12 protein-coding genes are annotated in these 18,041 nt (G+C 60.9%); 5 read left to right on the forward strand and 7 right to left on the reverse strand.

What is annotated here, in order from left to right; translation table 11 throughout:
• Positions 1–182: 182 nt before the first annotated feature.
• The 5 genes from J2Y48_RS02380 to J2Y48_RS02400 all read right to left on the reverse strand — a co-directional run bounded on the left by J2Y48_RS02380 (position 183) and on the right by J2Y48_RS02400 (position 6,011).
• A complete protein-coding gene (locus J2Y48_RS02380; protein WP_310412117.1) occupies positions 183–413 on the reverse strand; it encodes a hypothetical protein in 231 nt (76 codons plus the stop codon).
• Between the two features lie 1,265 nt (positions 414–1,678).
• Positions 1,679–3,361 (reverse strand): ABC transporter ATP-binding protein, encoded by a 1,683-nt coding sequence (locus J2Y48_RS02385; RefSeq protein ID WP_310412120.1) that lies wholly within the window; start codon positions 3,359–3,361, stop codon positions 1,679–1,681.
• On the reverse strand, positions 3,358–4,248 hold the full coding sequence (locus J2Y48_RS02390; protein ID WP_310412123.1) for an ABC transporter permease: 891 nt from the start codon (positions 4,246–4,248) through the stop codon (positions 3,358–3,360). The genes J2Y48_RS02385 and J2Y48_RS02390 overlap by 4 nt, the downstream gene beginning before the upstream one ends.
• On the reverse strand, positions 4,245–5,219 hold the full coding sequence (locus tag J2Y48_RS02395; protein WP_310412125.1) for an ABC transporter permease: 975 nt from the start codon (positions 5,217–5,219) through the stop codon (positions 4,245–4,247). The genes J2Y48_RS02390 and J2Y48_RS02395 overlap by 4 nt, the downstream gene beginning before the upstream one ends.
• A 90-nt stretch (positions 5,220–5,309) precedes the next feature.
• Positions 5,310–6,011 carry a creatininase family protein gene (locus tag J2Y48_RS02400; RefSeq protein ID WP_310412128.1) on the reverse strand — a complete coding sequence of 234 codons (702 nt, stop codon included), beginning with the start codon at positions 6,009–6,011 and terminating at the stop codon, positions 5,310–5,312.
• A gap of 173 nt (positions 6,012–6,184) precedes the next feature.
• Between J2Y48_RS02400 and J2Y48_RS02405 the strand changes: the two genes are divergently transcribed.
• The 4 genes from J2Y48_RS02405 to J2Y48_RS02420 all read left to right on the forward strand — a co-directional run bounded on the left by J2Y48_RS02405 (position 6,185) and on the right by J2Y48_RS02420 (position 10,588).
• Positions 6,185–6,757: a MarR family winged helix-turn-helix transcriptional regulator gene (locus J2Y48_RS02405; RefSeq protein WP_310412131.1), complete on the forward strand. Its 573-nt coding sequence runs from the start codon at positions 6,185–6,187 to the stop codon at positions 6,755–6,757.
• 35 nt (positions 6,758–6,792) lie between these two features.
• Positions 6,793–8,370 (forward strand): ABC transporter substrate-binding protein, encoded by a 1,578-nt coding sequence (locus J2Y48_RS02410; RefSeq protein ID WP_310412133.1) that lies wholly within the window; start codon positions 6,793–6,795, stop codon positions 8,368–8,370.
• A 76-nt stretch (positions 8,371–8,446) separates the two neighbouring features.
• Complete coding sequence (locus tag J2Y48_RS02415; protein ID WP_310412137.1) at positions 8,447–9,406, forward strand: isoaspartyl peptidase/L-asparaginase; 960 nt, start codon at positions 8,447–8,449, stop codon at positions 9,404–9,406.
• A gap of 270 nt (positions 9,407–9,676) precedes the next feature.
• Positions 9,677–10,588, forward strand: a complete 912-nt coding sequence (locus J2Y48_RS02420; RefSeq protein ID WP_310412139.1) for a GNAT family N-acetyltransferase — start codon at positions 9,677–9,679, stop codon at positions 10,586–10,588.
• A gap of 210 nt (positions 10,589–10,798) precedes the next feature.
• Here the strand turns inward: J2Y48_RS02420 and J2Y48_RS02425 are convergent, their stop codons facing one another.
• Positions 10,799–13,795 carry an Ig-like domain repeat protein gene (locus J2Y48_RS02425; RefSeq protein ID WP_310412142.1) on the reverse strand — a complete coding sequence of 999 codons (2,997 nt, stop codon included), beginning with the start codon at positions 13,793–13,795 and terminating at the stop codon, positions 10,799–10,801.
• A gap of 567 nt (positions 13,796–14,362) precedes the next feature.
• Between J2Y48_RS02425 and J2Y48_RS02430 the strand changes: the two genes are divergently transcribed.
• Positions 14,363–16,219 (forward strand): TPR end-of-group domain-containing protein, encoded by a 1,857-nt coding sequence (locus J2Y48_RS02430; protein WP_310412144.1) that lies wholly within the window; start codon positions 14,363–14,365, stop codon positions 16,217–16,219.
• Between the two features lie 52 nt (positions 16,220–16,271).
• On the opposite strand, the gene J2Y48_RS02435 is transcribed toward J2Y48_RS02430, so the two are convergent.
• Entirely contained in the window at positions 16,272–17,936 is a 1,665-nt protein-coding gene (locus J2Y48_RS02435; RefSeq protein WP_310412147.1) for an OFA family MFS transporter, read from the reverse strand.
• Positions 17,937–18,041: the final 105 nt, after the last annotated feature.

The following is an 18,041-nucleotide window of genomic DNA, read 5'->3' on the forward strand; positions in this document are numbered from 1 at the left end:
ATCAATGACATGCAGCGCTGGCGAAACAAACTGACAACTAGTTGTAAATACTTCCCAATTCGCCCTACTAGGTTTTCTGAAAACTCGAAAATCACTAGACTGAACTAGATTTCAGTGTCACATCGCAGGATTTTTCAGGAATTCCCGCCCCGGCCCGAGCCGAAGCGGGGGACTGGAAGCAGCTACACAGCGAAATCACGCTGGGTCGGCGCATATCGGTAAAGAGCAAAGCTCCCAGGGCCGACATGAAGAATGAGGTCGGTCGGCATGCGCTCAAGATAGAAGTCCCATCGCCTCCACTCCCGAAAGCGGCACTCCATCTCTACCTGAAAGCCGTACCTCCCGACCTCCAGAAAGAAATACTCGCCGCGCATCCAACCGGCTTTCATTGAACGATATGTGTACTCCTTCATGCCCATCCCCTGTGGTTGATGATGATCGTAAAAAGGCTCCGAAGATTCTGAACGTACTGGGGCACCTCAAACTCTGCCGGTGCACATCGCCTCGCCCGACGCTCCACGTGCCATAGGCACCCCTCCCGCTCCTCCTCCCCTTCCGGCAGCCAGAGCGAATTGACCAAACAGGAATGGTGCCGCCTGCCATACGCAAAGGTGACCTCCCAATGGTAGCGGCGCGGGAAGTCGGCCGGCTTGCGTTGTCCAAGGTAAAAGTCTGACGGATGGGGCCGAACTTGATGGCCGAACCGGCCGATTTCACACAGCGCCGCAAACTTCGCGACCGTCATAAGGCCATCGGAGCGCGGCTTCGTTCTATCGGGCTGTCCGATGGTCACCCCGAGCCAATGTGTTAGTGGGTCGTCGGCCGGTGCGCTGTAGAGGACGAGCCAGCGCCGAACGAACCGGGGAAGATCCCTGGCTCTATTGGGAAAGAAGCCCCCGCGAATAGCTTCTGGTGTGATAAGATCAGAACCTCGAAAAGATTGGTGCAACCTAGACACAACAAACCCCTGATATAGATCATGATTTGCCGTAGGTCTGATTCCACTATTCCCCTTCGTCAAGACGAAATTGCGATAAAAAAATCATAGGGAATTTCGCTTTACTCTCACTTTACACACTATTTTCGGCGATATGCTTGAAATGCTTTTTAGTTTTGTCTCCGCAATTGAAGCACCAATGCTCATTATGAGACATGTGGTAGCGACGATTTCTGTGGAGCATCCATCGGCCTCTCGCGAACTGTGCAACAGGACTGTGTAACAACGCTTGTCGTCAACGACAAATCATGCAATAAAATCAATGGAAAGAGGATGAAAATGCGCAGTCCTCTTCTGGGCACCAATTTCACGTTCCGGATCGTCCGGTACAGCTCAAAAAACCCCGCGTTAGCGGGGTTTTTTGTTGCCCTTTTGCAAGGTTTTCGTCCGCTCGCATCCATCGGCGGCCACGGGCATCCAAAGAATTTGATGGCATTTCTGATGGCATTTTGCTGGGACGCCATCAGTGAGCGGCAAGGCCGTGCGCCGCGCCTACCATCGTGCGTCCTACTGGGATGAGCGCCTCAAAATGGCAGCCTGGCTCGATGGCCCACTGCCTGACCCAGTGGTGGCCGTTGCCGATAAGGTTCTGCTGAACGAAGTCTGCGCTGCCAAGGAGCGCCGCAGCTTCATCAAATGGCTACGCCCGAAACGGTTTGGCCCTTTATCGCAACGATGTCGTCAAACCAGCCTTGGAATGGCCTCGAGAAGCATCCTTGTGTAGGCATCCTGCGGCGTTCTGAAGATGTCCTCTGTCGTGCCTTCTTCCACGATCTTGCCACGGTACATCACGACGACGCGATCACAAAGATGACGCACGACCGAGAGGTCGTGGCTGATGAACAGCAGCGTGAGGCCGAGTTCTTTGCGCAACGTCAGCAGCAGGTTGAGAATTTGCGCCTGAATCGAGACGTCCAGTGAAGCTACCGGTTCGTCACAGACGATCACCTCGGGACGCATGGCAAGCGCGCGGGCGATCGCAACACGCTGACGTTGTCCGCCCGAGAACTGATGCGGATAACGGTCGGCAACCGCGGGATCCAGGCTGACCGCCTCGAGCCACTTTGCAACATAGCTGCGTGCGTCGGCTCGTGTCGTAAGACCGTGGGCGATCGGGCCTTCGGCGATCGATTGCCCAATCGTGCGGCGCGGATCGAGCGATGCGAAAGGATCCTGAAAGATCATCTGCACCTTGGTCGTCAGTTTCCGGCCCTGCTGGCTGTCCAGCATGACAGGCGCGCCAGCGAGCCTGATTTCGCCTTCGGACGGACGATAGATGCCGCACACCATGCGTCCCAGCGTGGACTTGCCGGATCCCGATTCTCCGACCAGCCCCAGGGCTTCGCCTCTGGCAATGGAAAGGCTGACGTCATTGACCGCCAGCACCGCTTTTCTCGGCTTGACAATACCCAGCCGCTCGCCGATGCGCCCCCAGAAGCCGCTTTTCCATTCGAAGCGCTTGACCGCCCCTTTCACGGTTACGAATTCCGGGTACGGCTCTGAAGCACCTTTGACGTCATTCGCCTGGAAAGCCTCGTTTTCGCCTGCTTGAGCACCCAGCAACTGCCCCGGCTTGGCGCGTGATGGCAGTGCATCCAGCAGCAGTTGCGTGTAGGGATGGGTCGGCGCACGCAGCACGTCGGCCGCCGGTCCGGTTTCCACGATCTTGCCGGATTTCATCACCGCAATGCGCTTCGAGATCGATGCCACGGTGGCGAGATCGTGGCTGATCCAGATCATCGAGATGCCCAACTCGGCGACCAGTGCCTTGACCTCGACGAGGATCTCGGCCTGCACCGAGACATCGAGCGCCGTCGTCGGCTCGTCGGCAATGACCACTTTCGGCTTGTGCAAAAGAGCAATGGCAATGGCCACGCGCTGGCGCATGCCGCCCGAAAACTGATGCGGATAGAAGTCCACCTTCTGCTCCGGGTCGACGATGCGCACCTGCCGCAGCGCTTCGACACAGCGAGTTCTTGCCTCAGCGTCAGACAGGCGCTCGTGGGCTCTCAGCGCCATGGTCATCTGGTCGAGGACCGTCAGCACCGGGTTGAGCGTCATCATCGGGTCCTGAAAGACCATCGAGATTTCCCGACCGCGGATCTTGCGCAGATCACCTTCACTGAGGTCGACGAGTTCGCGGCCTTCCAGCTTGATCGACCCCTGAACAATGCGCCCCGGCCTGTCGATCAATCCGATAAGCGAGAAGCCAGTGATCGATTTTCCGGAGCCGGATTCGCCGACGAGACCGAGAACCTCGCCGCGCTCGAGATGAAACGAGATGCCGTCGACGGATTTCACCGTGCCGGCGCGCGCTTCGAAGTGGGTGTGAAGATCGGTGACTTCGAGAAGGGGAGCCGTCATTTCTTCAGCCTTGGATTGAGCTGGTCACGCACCTGGTCGCCGACAATGTTGATTGCCAGGATGAGGATGATCAGGGCGACACCGGGATAGATCGAGATCCAGTAGCGGCCCGACAGGAGGTACTGGAAGCCGGTCGAGATCAGCATGCCCAACGAAGGTTCCGTGGGCGGCAGGCCGACACCAAGAAACGACAGGGTGGCTTCAAGCGAGATCGCACTGGCCACCTGCACGGTCGCGACGACAATCAATGGAGGCAGGGCGTTGGGGAGAATGTGGCGGGTCACGACGAACCAGCCGCTCATCGGCACCGAAAGCGCCGCCTCGACATAGTCCTTGTTGCGCTCGGCTGCGGCAGCACCATGCGCGGTGCGGACGAAATAGGCGTATTGCGAGAAAACCAACGCGACAATGAGCTGGCTTTTGCCCTGTCCAAGAAGTGCGGCCACGACGAAAGCGAGCAGGATAGCCGGGAATGACAGCTGCAGATCGACCAGCCGCATGACGAGTGCCTCGAAGCGGCCGCCAACATAGGCCGCCGCCGATCCCACGAGGGCACCGATCGTGAATGCGATGGCGCCGGCCAGAAGTCCCATCTGCAGGGAAATTCTGAGCCCATAGAGAATGGCGGAAAACAGGTCCCGGCCCTGGCTGTCGGTACCAAGGATATGGATGTATCCGCCCTGCCCGATATAACCCGGCGCCCGGCGCGCATCGCGCAGGACAAGGCTGGCAAGGTCGTATGGGTCCTGCGGCGCGATGAGGGGCGCAAAGACGGCCAGCAGGATGATGGCAACCACTGCAATGGCGGCCGCCACCGGGACCGGATGCCGAAGAAATTCGGCCCAGAACCCGTTGGACGAACGCGGCGTCACCGATGTCGCTGTCATTTGCCGCCTCCCTGCCGCATGCGCGGATCAAGCACGGCATAGGCAAGATCAACGACGAGATTGATTGTGATGAACAAGAGCGAAACCAGCATCAGATAGGCGACCATGACCGGGCGATCGAGTGAGGTGATGCTGTCGATGATCAGCTTGCCGAGGCCGGGCCACGAATAGATCGTCTCGGTCACGACGGCGAAGGCGATAGTCGACCCCAGCTCCAGCCCGAAGACGGTCACCAGCGGGATGGAGATCAGGCGCAGGACGTGCCTGCGCAAAATGGTGTGCTCATCGATGCCGGCGGCACGGGCGAACTTGATGGTGTCGGTCAGCATGACTTCGCGCGTGCCGGACGCCGACAACCGGATCATCATCGACATCTTGAACAGCGACAGGTTGAGCGCCGGCAAGGCCAGGTGATGCAGGCCATTGGGGGTCAGGAAACTCCATGGCACGCCGAACAGCGTGATGGTATCGCCGCGCCCTCCCGCCGGCATGATGCCGAACTGCACGGCGAACACCATGATCAGCATCAGGCCGATCCAGAAGGTCGGCACGGAAAAGCCCAGGATGGACAGGGCCATGATCGCCTTGGACAGCCAACTGTCGGGCTTGTATCCGGCATATACGCCGAGCGGTATCCCAACGACGCTCGCCAGCAGGATGGCGATCACGGCCAGTTCCATCGTCGCTGGAAGGCGGGATGCGATGAGCTCGGAAACCGGCATGTTGTAGACGAAGGAACGGCCCAGATCGCCATGGAGCAGGCTGTTCATGAATTGCAGATATTGCTGCCACACGGGAAGATCGAGGCCGTACTGCTCGATCACCCGCTGGCGGATTTCCTGCGTCGCATCGGGAGATATCAGCACGTCCACCGGATTGCCGATCACGAAGACGCCCATAAATACCAGCATCGACATCACCAGCATGACGAGCATCGCCTGCCAGATTCGCCGCACGATAAATGCAATCATCAGTCCTGTCCCCACTCGCATCCCGGCAGCCGGCTACCGGGATAAATTGTGCGGCCCCTGGCGGAACATCCCGTTTCCGCCGGCGGCCGATCAGTGCCAGTCGTTCTCCAGCAGGGCGCGGGTTTCCGTCACCGCGACGTCCCAGATCGCCAGCATGTCGGCGTCGGGCCGCTCGAACAGGCCGTGGTAGTTGCCCTCGCCGAGGCGCTCGCGCTTGCGGCCGGCATCGACGCGCGCCAGGCCGTCGAAATCGACCCGTTCCTGGACATGCTCCGGCTGGGCGACGCCTTCGAGGCGGGTCCACGGAAAATTCTCCATCCAGGACGCGTGCGACGCGCGTTTGTCGATTTCAAGCACCTTGGCCATGGTCTTGGGGGCCCGCCACCAGTCGTGCATCTTCACGCTGGCGTCCCGGTTGCGGTTCAGCCATTCGGATACGACCGTTGCCGCCGGCGTGTTGCCGCCATGCCCGTTGACGACCAGGATGCGCCGGAAGCCGGAACGGTGGAGGCTGTCGAGAATGTCCTCGATCACGCCGACATAGGTGCGCAGGCTGAAGGACACGGTGCCGGGAAAGTCGGCGAAGCTGGAGGCCAGGCCGTAAGGCACGACCGGGAAGACCGGCACGCCGAGGGGGGCGGCTGCATCCAGCGAAACCTTTTCGGCAAGGATCATGTCCGTGCCGAGGCTGAGGCGCGCATGCTGCTCGACGCTGCCTATCGGCAGGATGCAGCGGTCATCCGTCTTGACCCGCTCTTCGACCTGGCTCCAGTTCATCGCATTGATATGCATCCCAAAATCCTTCCGACCCTATTCGCTTTCGTCTCTCGTGGAGATGATTTTCGAAAACAGTAACCTCTAAATCGCATCACGCACAAGTTCCAATTGGAACAAAAAATGCGTTTGACATAGCTAATGCGCCCGGTATTTTGTCCTAAATGGAACCTAATCGCGGGGGAGAGGCGATGGATGATCCGATCAGGATAGCGCTTTTCGAAGGTCGCGCAGGGCGTGCGGAAGCCGTCGATGAACGGATTGACGAGAGCGACATTCTGCACGCCAAGCTGTGGTCGAACCCGTGCTGGCTCTCCTTCCGCATCAACTATCTCGCGCTGCACTACAACAATCCGGTCTACGGCATGATTGGTGCCGACCACGATTTGTTGCGACCGGAATTCGTGGTGCTTTATTCGCTGTTCCTGAAGGACCGCACGACGCTTTCCGAGGTCGTTGCCGGTTCCGGTTTTCCCAAGAACACGCTGAGCCGCGCCACCCAGAAACTGACCCGACTCAAGCTCATCCGGCGAGAAGAGGATCTCGGCGACCTTCGTCGCGTGGTGCTGTGCCTGACAGATGCAGGGCGTGCGATCGTTGAGGCAAAGATGGCACCGATGATCAAACGCGAACGCATGATGCTGGAGGCTCTGAGCCCGGCCGAACGCATCATGCTGTCCGATATCCTGGCCAAAATGGTCATCGCGTCCCGCGATTGGCCGGAAACGATCTCCTCCTCCGACGCGCCTGCGATCGAAGAGTAGAAAACCGCGAAATCAAAGCAGGGAACTACATGAACATGCAGAAACAAATACGTGCGCTGATGCTTGGTACGGCACTGCTGCTGACCGCCGGTCAGGCGCTGGCCGCCGATCTGGTGATGGCGATCAAGGCTGGGCCAGCTTCGATGGATCCGCACTTCACGGCAACGGCCGCCAATGCAGAAGCCACCAAGCATATTTTCGACACGCTGATCCGCTCCGGCAACAATCTCGAGCTTGAACCGTCACTCGCCCTGAGCTGGGAAGCGCTGGACCAGACGACCTGGGAATTCAAGCTTCGCCAGGGCGTGAAATTTCACGATGGTTCCGACTTCACTGCCGAGGACGTCAAGTTTTCGATCGAGCGTATTCCCAATGTCACCGGCCCCAACCCGGCGACCATCTTCGTGCGCAGCGTCAAATCTGTGGAAGTTGTCGATGCTCACACTGTCCGCGTGAAGACCGAGAAGCCGGCCCCCAATCTGCCGAACGATTTCGTGCGCCTGTTCATCACCTCGCATACGGCAGCTGCCAACTATTCGACGCAGGAAACCGCTGCTGAAGGTTTCAACAGCGGCAAGGCAACGATCGGAACCGGCCCTTACAAGTTCGTCTCGTGGGCGCCGACGCAGGATCTCGTCGTGGCGCGCTTCGATGGATATTGGGGTGGTGCCGAGCCGTGGGATCGCGTCATCCGCAAGGAAATTCCGAATGACGCAGCTCGCGTGGCCCAGCTGAAGGCCGGTCAGGTCGACATCATTTCCAAGGTTCCGGCAGCGGACGTGCCGGTCCTGGAACAGGACTCCGCCCTTTCTGTCGTGAAGAACGAGAGCATCTACATCAGCTACCTCGAGTTCGATTTCCGCGAAAACAGCCCGCAGGTCTTCGCCAAGAACGGCGCGAAGCTGGACAAGAACCCGATGCTCGATCCGCGCGTCCGCGAAGCGTTCGATCTGGCGCTGGATCGCGAGACCATCGTCGAGTTCGCACTGGAAGGTATGGCCGTCGTTCCGACGCAGCTCGTGACCGCCAACATCTTCGGCTATGACAAGTCGCTTGAAGCGCCCAAGTTCGATGTGAAGCGCGCCAAGGAACTGCTGACGGAAGCCGGCTACCCGGATGGCTTCAAGATCACGCTGAACTATGCCAACGATCGCATGCCATCGGAACTCGGACCTACGATTGCGCAGATGCTGGCGAGCATCGGCATCACCGCCGATGTCAGCGGTGTGCCGGCTGCCGTCTTCAATCCGGCCAAGACCCGCGGCGAATATTCGCTGTACATGGCAAGCTGGGGCACGCTGACGGGCGAAGCAAACTATATGCTGTCGTCGTTGATGCACTCCAATGAGCCTGCCAAGTCGCTCGGCGCGTTCAACGTTCGCGGCTACGCAAATCCGGAAATGGACAAGCTGATCGAGGATGCCGCCGCCGAGATGGATGCGGATGCCCGTCGCGGCTTGCTGGAAAAGGCCAACGGCCTGGTTGCAACGGATCGTCCCGATCTGCCGCTGGCAACGCTGCTCAGCGCCTGGGGGCTCAAGAAGGACAAGGTGGTCCTGACGCCGCGTGCCGACGAAGACACCTTGGCAATGAATATCCGCCCGGCGAAGTAGTCCGGGAGAGTACCCAAAAAGGCCGGGCCCAGCGCCCGGCCTTTCCCGTTCTAAAAACGATTGAAAGGACAAAAACATGGCCAAGGTTGCCCTTGCCATTCATGGCGGCTGTGGAGTGATGGCCAAGCTTGACTTGAGCGATGCCGAATGGACGGCCGCGCGTCACGATCTGGCACTCTCGCTCAAGGCTGGCTGGACCGTACTGAGTGCTGGAGGTTCCGCGCTCGATGCGGTCGAAGCGGCAGTAGTGGTCATGGAAGACAGCCCACATTTCAACGCAGGGCATGGTGCGGCATTGAACGAGAACGGCGTCCACGAGCTTGATGCCTCGATCATGGACGGCGCCACATTGGCGGCAGGGGCCGTCAGTGCCGCCCGCTCGATCCGCAACCCTGTCAAAGCTGCGCGTGCGGTCATGGAAAAAGGCGACGCTGTGCTGCTCGCCGGGGGGGCGGCCGACCAGTTCGCCGAGAAATCCGGACTCGCTGTCGAACCGCAATCCTATTTCACGACCGAGCGTCGCGTTCAGGCGCTTGCCGCCATGAAGGCTCATGAAGCCCGCGGGACTGCCGCCGCCGCAAAGGAATCAGAAAAGCACGGCACGGTCGGCGCGGTCGCCCTGGATGCATCCGGTCACCTGGCCGCCGCCACGTCGACCGGCGGCTACAACAACAAGCCCGACGGGCGCGTGGGCGATTCACCGATCATTGGCGCGGGAACGTATGCGCGCGACGGCGTCTGCGCCGTATCCGGCACCGGCAAGGGTGAGTTCTTCATTCGCCATGTTGTCGGGCACGAAATCGCAAGCCGCATGGCCTATCTGAACGAAAGCCTCAAGGCAGCATCGGACAAGGTCATTCATCAGGACCTGAAGCCGCATCAGATCGGTGCCGGACTGGTCGCCGTGGCCGCAGACGGTTCGATCGCCGCTCCCTACAACACCGATGGCATGTTCCGCGGCTGGGTGACCAGCGAAGGCGAAATCTTCGTCGCGACCCATGACCAGGTTTTCCAGCTCGAAGAATTTCCCGCCTGACTTCCTGAGCGGCCTCGATCCGAGCAGTGCAGCAAGCCAGGCGCGGTCCGTGCAACCCGCGCTTGGTATCGAGTTTGCCTTGGTGGAGGAGATGGTTATGGGGCACGGTAGTCGCCGACTCTTTCGCTAATCCTGACGGGGGCGTTTCTCCGCTGGCCTTCACCGCTGGATCTTTGCTAGATCGGCCTTCTAATTTTCAACGTTGATCCGAAAGAACCAGCACGGCAGCGACCGTGACAGGCTTTCATTCTTGCGACCAAGGTAGCGAAGATGAACAAGCCTTTTGTTTCGTTGCGTCCAGAAATCACTCGGACACACGCACTGATCCTGATGGACTGGTTAGAAGATGAACGCGTCACGCGCTACCTGAGCGATTCCCGCAGTGTGTCTCGATTCATCGCACAGGCCGTCGACCGAACTCAGATGCCGATCCTGACACATCTGTTCAATCAGGGCGGCCGCTTCTTTATGGCTTACGACCGAAACGATATCCCGGTCGGTTTCGTCCGTCTGGTCAAGACAGGCGCTGAGTGTGAAATAGTCTTGGTCGTCGGAGACCATGACAACTGGGGGCGCGGACTTGGCGCCAGCACCATCCGCGAAGGTTTGAAGCTCGCCTTCCTCGACATGCGAGCCGAGAGCGTCATCGCCAAAATTCACCCGAACAATACGCGCTCGCTAAAGGGTTTTGAACGCTGCGGTTTTCTTCTCAAACTCGAAACACCAACGCTCAATTCCCTGTCCATGACCTCTGGCCGGTATCTCCAACTCCTGCGCGAAGGCGCCATGGCAAAATCGACCGACATCTACGTCACGGAGATCGACAAAGCACGACTCCAGAGCCTGATTGAGTTCGAGCAAGGGGCGGCAATTGTCGAGCTTGAACACGAGATCGAGAGAGCCATTGTCGTTGATCCTCAGCACGTCGCGCGCGATGTCGTGACAATGAATTCCAGGGTCGTGCTGCAGCTTGACGATGAACAAAAGGAAGTGGGCCTTGTCTATCCGCAAGACGCCGACGAACGCTCTGGTAAGCTATCGGTGCTCTCCGACGTCGGCGCCGCGATCCTGGGCTATCAGGAAGGCGATGCCATCGACTGGAGGGTTACAGATCGTACGCGACGTATCCTGATCGAAAGGGTGATCTACCAACCGGAATCGTCCGGTGATTTTCATCTCTAGTTGCACTGTGGCAAACCTGCTTGTCGAGTTCGTCGGCAGAAAGCAGGAGCGACGGGCAGGGCTTCCGGTTACGCAACGCTCTTCGAAGGAGGAGCCGAGCCCCGAATGGCTTAAGGCCTGCCCGCTGCCGCCCCGATTGTTGATTCCATCAAGGGAGAACAAGAGCCACCGTGATCTCTCACGGCGGCTCTTCTTTTGTAGATCAATCCCTCAAAACTGCTTTGCGGCTCTGGCTCTTCCGCCGACGGACTTCTGTCCATCGCCCTCGACGTTGAACAACAGGCTCGATTCAAACATCCAGAAGCTGGCCGTCTCCAGGGTCAGGCCTGCGGTCAGCGACGCGTAAGCGCCCGAGCCGTCGAGGCCGGCATAGCCGCCGGCGACGCCGAGCTTCGGTGTCAGCATCGATCCGCTCTCCAGCGCGAAGGACCGGGCGATCTTCGCCCCCAGGCTCACGCGGAACTGCTCCTCGTCAAAACCGTCGATGTCGATCTCGTCGCCCGTGGCGTTGCTGATCGTGTAGTCCTCGACCTTCTCGTTGAAGTAGATCGCCCTGAGCTGCGGCGTCAGGACCGTCACCTCGTCGAGTTGCCAGGCGCCCTTGATCGCCGTGTCGATCAGCCAGCGTTTGGTATCGAAACTGCCGTCCCAGAAGGCCGTGTCGATATCGTTGGCGGAGCCGCCGTAAAGCAGGCTCGCATCCCAGAACACGCCCTTGCCGATCTCGAGCGAGGCATAGGGACCGGCGAGCCAACCGTTGCCGGTCAGCTCGGCGTCTTCGTCTGTCGGATCGGTCATCCGGTCGTAGTGGAACGACAAGCCGATCAGGGCTTTTTCCGAAAGCAGGTAGTCGGCGCCCAGGCTGATCATGCCGAAGCCGCCCCACTTGCCGCCGTTCTCGTCACGGTTATGCGCCATCAGCGTGCCGTCGACCCAGATGTTGAATGGCAGGGAATAGCCACCGACCACGCCATCGGCGCTGTCACGCGCCGATTCCATCTGTGCGAGGCTGGTCGAGAAGCTGGTGATCATGCCTTCTTCCGACGGCGTGATGCGGGTTGTGACCGGATCGGTGGTGTTTTCCAGCTGCCGGCGTTCCAGAAGGCCCGGAACCTTGATGGTCGAGGCGATCATGTTCTGCCGGGTCTGGACGAAGCCGTGCACGAGACCGTTAATCGCTTCGGCGACCTCGGCAGGAGCGTAGCCGAGCTTGTAGGTCACGGTTCCGGTGTTGGAGACGCCGAGCGCGCTCGTCAGCTTGAAGCCAACCCTCGCCGTGCCGGAAAAGGCCGGGTTCGGGACAAACTTCAGATACCAGCCGAGCGGCGCGGGGCCGCTCGCCCGGGCGAATTCGCCCCTGACAATGCTCGCCGTGCCGGCATTGGCCGGTTCCGTGAAGATCACGTCGGCGTTGGTGAACGGGCCGCCGGTGGCCCCCTTTGCCAGATTGACGTTGCCAGGCGCTCCGCCGGCAGACATGTCGATCGCCCTGTCGGTGACGGCCACGACGCGTTCCGTGACCTTGAGGCTGTAGCTTGCCGTTCCGGTTGCGCCATTGCCGTCGCGCGCTTCGATGGTGAAGCTATAGTCCTTCACGGCAGCGTTCGCATCGAGCGGGCCGGTCAGTTCGCCGGTGGAGGCGTTGAGCACCACGCCTGCCGGCAGCGCGCCGGAGGCGAGGCGGTAGGTCAGTGCGCCGGTTCCCCCTGTCGCGGAAATCGACTGGCTGTAGTCCTCGCCGGCCATGGCCGCACGCAGCGCGCCGCCGGCCGGCGTGAAGGTAAAGACCGCAACTGCGGCCACCTTCACGGTGAGAGGCGCCGAGGTCGCGGCCGCGTTGTCGACATCGCCGCCATATTCGGCGATGACGCTGTGTGAACCCACCGCCAGCGTCGAGGTGGTGAAGGTCGCCGTCGTACCGCTGATGGTGCTGGTCCCGAGCGTCGTGGCGCCGTCCTTGAAGGTGACGGTTCCGCTTGGCGCAGTGCCGCGGGCAAGCGTCGCGGTGAAGGTCACCGATGCGCCGAGCGCCGGGTTGCTGGGGGAGGCCGAGACGGAGATCGTCGGGGCAGCCTGACCGACCGTGACGGTGAGAGCAGTCGAGTTGGCGGTCGCATTGTTGGCGTCGCCGCCATATTCGGCGGTGATGCTATGCGAACCGACGGTCAGCGCCACTGTGGCGAGCATCACCGTCGTGCCGCTGATGGGGCTGGTCCCGAGCGTCGTGGCGCCGTCCTTGAAGGTGACGGTTCCGCTTGGCGAGGCGCCGCCGGTAAGCGTCGCGGTGAAGATCACCGATGCGCCGACCGCCGGGTTGATGTCGGAGGCCGAGAGGGTGATCGCCGGGGCCGCCTTTACCGTGACGGTGACGGCAGCTGAGGTCGCGGTCGTATTGTTGGTGTCGCCGCCATATTCGGCCGTGATGGAACGCGTGCCGACGGTCAGCGTCGAGGTGGTGAAGGTCGCCGTCGTACCGCTGATGGTGCTGGTCCCGAGCGTCGTGGCGCCGTCCTTGAAGGTGACGGTTCCGCTTGGCGCAGTGCCGCGGGCAAGCGTCGCGGTGAAGGTCACCGATGCGCCGAGCACCGGGTTGCTAGGGGAGGCCGAGACGGCGATCGTCGGGGCAGCCTTTCCGACCGTGACGGTGAGAGTCGTGGTTGCGGCCGTATTGTTGCTATCGCCGTCATAGACAGCGGTGATGCTGCGCGTGCCCGCCGCCAGCGTCGTGGCCGTGACGCTGGCCGTCGTGCCGCTGATGGTGGCGGTGCCGAGCGTGGTGGCGCCGTCCATGAAGGTGACGGTTCCGGTTGGCGCGGCGCCGAGGACAAGCGTTGCCGTGAAGGTCACCGGTGCGCCGGCCACCGGGGAACCGGGCGAAGCCGAGAGGGTGATCGCAACGATAGCCTTGACGACCGTGACGGAAACGGCGGCGGAAGTGGCGGCCGCGTTGCTCGTATCGCCGCCATAGACGGCGGTGACGCTATGGGAACCCATCGCCAGCGTCGTGGTCGTGAAGCTGGCCGTCGTGCCGCTGATGATGCTGGTCCCGAGCGTTGCGGCGCCGTCCTTGAAGGTGACGGTTCCGCTTGGCGAGACGCCGTCGGCGAACGTCGCGGTGAAAGTCACCGATGCGCCGACTTCCGGGGTTCTGGTGGAGGCCGAGAGGGTGATCGTCGGGGCTTGCGCCGCGGGCGCAATTGTTGGCAAAGTGCTCCACATCATCACTGTGGCCAAAAAGAAAATACATTTGGTCCATGCGCCGCGCATACCCGCCGCCATAACGCGCTGCATCTTGAACTTCATAAAAAACTTGTCCCCAATCGCCTGCAATGAAACATCGTACTGAAAAATGCACGACTCAAATTCATGTCGTTGCCTTGCACCTGAATAGCCTCATGGATTGATCGCGCAACGGCTGGCCTCTCCATACCGCCCGGAAAAATCTTTGAAAAACCGATTGGACCAATAATTTTCAGACGTTAGCAAGGGTCCACAGGCAAGCAATAAGCGAAGCCGCCATCGGCTGCGCTCCAAGGCCCTGGCGGCATTGATCTTTCTCGATGATTTGGAAGGAAATGGCGTACGCTGCAGGGGCGTTGCAAGGTGTGGTTTCAGACCATCACGGGCCTGCGGGCGGGGCCTTTCGTAGCCTGAGACTGTGGCACACGCCACTGAGGCTGCCATGCAGCCGGGCGACTGTCGGCCGACGAAAAAGCGGATTTTGGACGCGGAAAACTGCTAAGATACAGTTCCGGAGCGGGAGCCCCACCGATCATGGAACGCCGCCTGACCGCAATACTGGCCGCCGACGTCGTCGGTTACAGCCGCCTTATGGGCCTCGACGAGGCGGGAACACTCGCCGCGCTGAAGACGCACCGGCGCGAGATGGCGGACGCCAAGATCGATGAGCATCAGGGGCGCATCGTCAAGGTCACCGGCGACGGCATGCTGGTCGAATTCCCGAGCGTGGTGAATGCAGTCGCCTGCGCCGCCGACATCCAGCGCAGGATGCGCGAGCGCAACGTCGACGTGCCGGATGACCGCCGCATCGAATTTCGCATCGGCATTCATCTCGGCGACATCATCTTCGAGGACAACGACATCTACGGCGACGGTGTCAACATTGCCGCGCGCATTGAGAGCATCGCCCAGCCGGGCGGTATCGCAGTGTCCGGCTCCGTTCGCGACAATGTCGGAAACCGGCTCGACCTCGCCTTCGAGGACAGGGGCGAGCAGACGCTGAAGAACATCGACCGGCCAGTACGGGTCTTTAATGTCGACCTCTTCCAGCACGCTCCGCCGCAGGGCGCAGCGAGCGCGGCGCCCACGGCAGCGCCGGCAAAGGAAAAGCCCTCGATCGCCGTGCTGCCCTTCGACAACATGAGTGGCGATCCGGAGCAGGAATATTTCTCCGATGGCATCACGGAGGACATCATCACCGACCTGTCGAAGATTTCCGGGCTCTCGGTCATCGCCCGCAACTCCGCGTTCACTTACAAGGGCAAGTTGGTCGACATACAGGACGTATGCCGGCGCTTCAATGTCGCTACTGTACTTGAAGGAAGTGTGCGCAAAGCCGGACAACGCGTGCGGATCACTGCGCAGCTTATCGACGGCAAGGATGGAACGCACCTCTGGGCCGACCGCTACGACCGCGACCTGACCGACATCTTTGCGATCCAGGACGAAATCACGCACACAATCGTCGACCAACTCAAGGTGAGGCTGCTGCCGGAAGAGAAGAAGGCGATTGGACAGGCGCCGACAGCGAATGTCGAAGCCTATACCAACTATCTGAGGGGCCGCGAGTTTTTTCACACGCGCACCAAGGGATCGTTGCAACTGGCGCGACGCCTCTTCGCCAGGGCGGCTGATCTCGATCCCAACTACGCGCGCGCCTATGCCGGGATCGCCGATTGCGATTCGGCCCTGCATGCCTGGCACGGTGCGGAGATCTCGCTCGAGGGGCTGTTTGCCACCTGCGCCAAGGCGCTCGCGCTTGATCCCAGCCTCGCCGAAGCCCATGCCTCGCACGGCCTTGCGCTGTCGACAACCGGCCGGCACGGCGACGCGGTCGCCGAATTCGAACGCGCGATCGCGCTGGATCCGAATTCCTATGAAGGCCATTACTTCTATGCCCGACACTCGTTCGCAGAAGGCGATCTGGAAAAAGCAGTTGAACTCTACGAACGCTGCGCCGACATCAATCCCGACGACTACCGGTCGCCGCTCCTGGTCATGAACGCCTTGCACTCGCTCGGTCGACACGACGAGGAGGCCAAGCTGGCCGCCGTGGGGCTCGAGCGGGCGGAGCGCGCCCTCAGGCAGCATCCCGAAAATTCCGATCCCGCCCAACTCGGCGCCATCGCGCTCATTGCTCTTGGCCAGCACGAGCGGGCCAAGGAGTGGGCAGATCGGGCTCTGGCGATCGATGCAGACGACAACAATGCGCTGTACAACATTGCCTGCGTCTATTCGCTGCTCGGCGAGTCCGATCGCGCCATTGACCTGCTGGAACCCTACTTGCAGAAGGTGGGGCCGCACATGAAATCGTGGTTCAAGAACGATTCGGATTTCGATCCTATCCGAAGCCACCCACGCTATGCGAAACTGCTGGAACTGATGGACTAGGCCCGGTGGATGTCCGGCGCGAGCAGATCGCGCCGGAGCTTGTCGAAACGGATCAGCCGAACAGGGCTGCCGTCTTTTGCATCGTTATCCAGATGCCCCAGAGGATCGGGATACCCACGACGGCCCAGGCTGCGACCGCCTTGGCATCGAGGCCGCCCTTGCCAATGCCGAAGGAGCCGGTCGGTCCCTGATGGGCCGTTGCGGCGGTCTTTGCCTGGAGCTTCGCGACCTCCTCGTCGGACATGAACCACTTGGAGTCGAGCGGCTTGACCATCGCATTGGCGATCACGCCAATCACCAGTATGCCCGCGAGGATGTACATGGTGAAGTCGTACACCTGTTCACGCGGAATCCCGGCTGCGATCTGGAGCTCGCGAATGTAGTTCACGACCACAGGGCCGAGGATACCGGCAGTCGCCCAGGCGGTGAGCAGGCGTCCGTGGATTGCGCCGACGAACTGCGTCCCGAAGATGTCAGCCAGATAGGCAGGGATGGTGGCGAAACCGCCGCCGTACATCGACAGGATGATGCAGAAGATCGCCACAAACAGGAGCTGGCTGCCCATGCCGGCGGCAGTCGGAGCGAGTGCATACAGCACGATGCCGAGCAGGAAGAACGTGTAATAGGTGTTTTTCCGGCCGATCTTGTCCGACAGGGACGCCCAGAAGAACCGGCCGCCAATGTTGAACAGCGAAAGAAGACCGGCAAAGCCGGCGGCAATCGCCGCGATTGCACCCCGCTGCGAGCCGTCTAGTTCGGTGAAGCCGAGCTCCGGCAAGCCGATCAGGCGACCACCGAAGATTTCCTGAAGCATCGGCGAGGCCATGCCGATCACGCCGATCCCGGCGGATACGTTCATGCACAGGACGATCCACACCAGCCAGAACTGCTTGGTCTTGTGGGCGTCGCGCAGGTGGACGTGACGCGTCGTGATCATCGCCTGGTTGGACGTCGCGGGCGGTGTCCAGCCTTCCGGGCGCCAGCCAGCCGGCGGGATGCGGTAGCCGAACGCGCCCCCCATCATGAATACGAGATAGACCGCAGCCATGACCAGGAAGGCCTGCCAGACGCCGACAGACGTTTCGCTCTGGAAGTGATTCATCAGGATGTCGGCGAGTGGCGCTCCGATCATCGCGCCGCCACCAAAACCCATGATCGCCATGCCGGTCGCCATGCCGCGCCGGTCCGGGAACCACTTGATCAGCGTGGAGACGGGCGAGATGTAACCAAGCCCGAGACCGATGCCGCCGATGACGCCGGCACCGACCCACATCAGCCAGAGCTGGTGGGTGATGATGCCTATTGCTGCAAGGACCATGCCGCCGCACCAGCATAGAGCGGAGACGAAGCCTGCCTTGCGCGGCCCGACCTTCTCAAGCCAGCCGCCCCAGATGGCTGCCGAACAGCCGAGCAGGACGAAGAACAATGTGTAAATCCAGCCGAGATCGGAAACGCGCCAGTCACAGCTCGTGGTGAAGAGCGCGCTCAGCAGGCTCATGTCAGCGCAGGTCACCGGCTGGTCGATGCCGATTGCGCGCGACAGCGGCAACCAGAACACGCTGAAACCGTAGGCCATGCCGATGCACAAATGGATGCAGAGCGCTGCCGGCGGGACCAGCCAACGGTTGAAGCCCGGCTTGGCAACGATCCGCTCCTTGTCGAGAAGGCCGCCGTAGGGGCCGGCCCCTCCGGTGAATGTTTCTGTAGCTGTAGACATAATTCTCCTCCGGCCCGCGACAGGCATCTGCTGGCGGGACCATCCTGATGAGTGGTGATTGTGCTTGGGGCCCATCCTCCGTGGGCGCAGCCGACCGTACTACGA

The sequence above is a fragment of the Mycoplana sp. BE70 genome (assembly GCF_031455855.1).
Taxonomy (GTDB): Bacteria; Pseudomonadota; Alphaproteobacteria; order Rhizobiales; family Rhizobiaceae; genus Mycoplana.

Coding starts and splice junctions, on each gene's coding strand:
- J2Y48_RS02380 (WP_310412117.1), bottom strand. CDS start 413: ATGAAGGAGTACACATATCGTTCAATGAAAGCCGGTTGGATGCGCGGC.
- J2Y48_RS02385 (WP_310412120.1), bottom strand. CDS start 3,361: ATGACGGCTCCCCTTCTCGAAGTCACCGATCTTCACACCCACTTCGAA.
- J2Y48_RS02390 (WP_310412123.1), bottom strand. CDS start 4,248: ATGACAGCGACATCGGTGACGCCGCGTTCGTCCAACGGGTTCTGGGCC.
- J2Y48_RS02395 (WP_310412125.1), bottom strand. CDS start 5,219: ATGATTGCATTTATCGTGCGGCGAATCTGGCAGGCGATGCTCGTCATG.
- J2Y48_RS02400 (WP_310412128.1), bottom strand. CDS start 6,011: ATGCATATCAATGCGATGAACTGGAGCCAGGTCGAAGAGCGGGTCAAG.
- J2Y48_RS02405 (WP_310412131.1), top strand. CDS start 6,185: ATGGATGATCCGATCAGGATAGCGCTTTTCGAAGGTCGCGCAGGGCGT.
- J2Y48_RS02410 (WP_310412133.1), top strand. CDS start 6,793: ATGCAGAAACAAATACGTGCGCTGATGCTTGGTACGGCACTGCTGCTG.
- J2Y48_RS02415 (WP_310412137.1), top strand. CDS start 8,447: ATGGCCAAGGTTGCCCTTGCCATTCATGGCGGCTGTGGAGTGATGGCC.
- J2Y48_RS02420 (WP_310412139.1), top strand. CDS start 9,677: ATGAACAAGCCTTTTGTTTCGTTGCGTCCAGAAATCACTCGGACACAC.
- J2Y48_RS02430 (WP_310412144.1), top strand. CDS start 14,363: ATGGAACGCCGCCTGACCGCAATACTGGCCGCCGACGTCGTCGGTTAC.
- J2Y48_RS02435 (WP_310412147.1), bottom strand. CDS start 17,936: ATGTCTACAGCTACAGAAACATTCACCGGAGGGGCCGGCCCCTACGGC.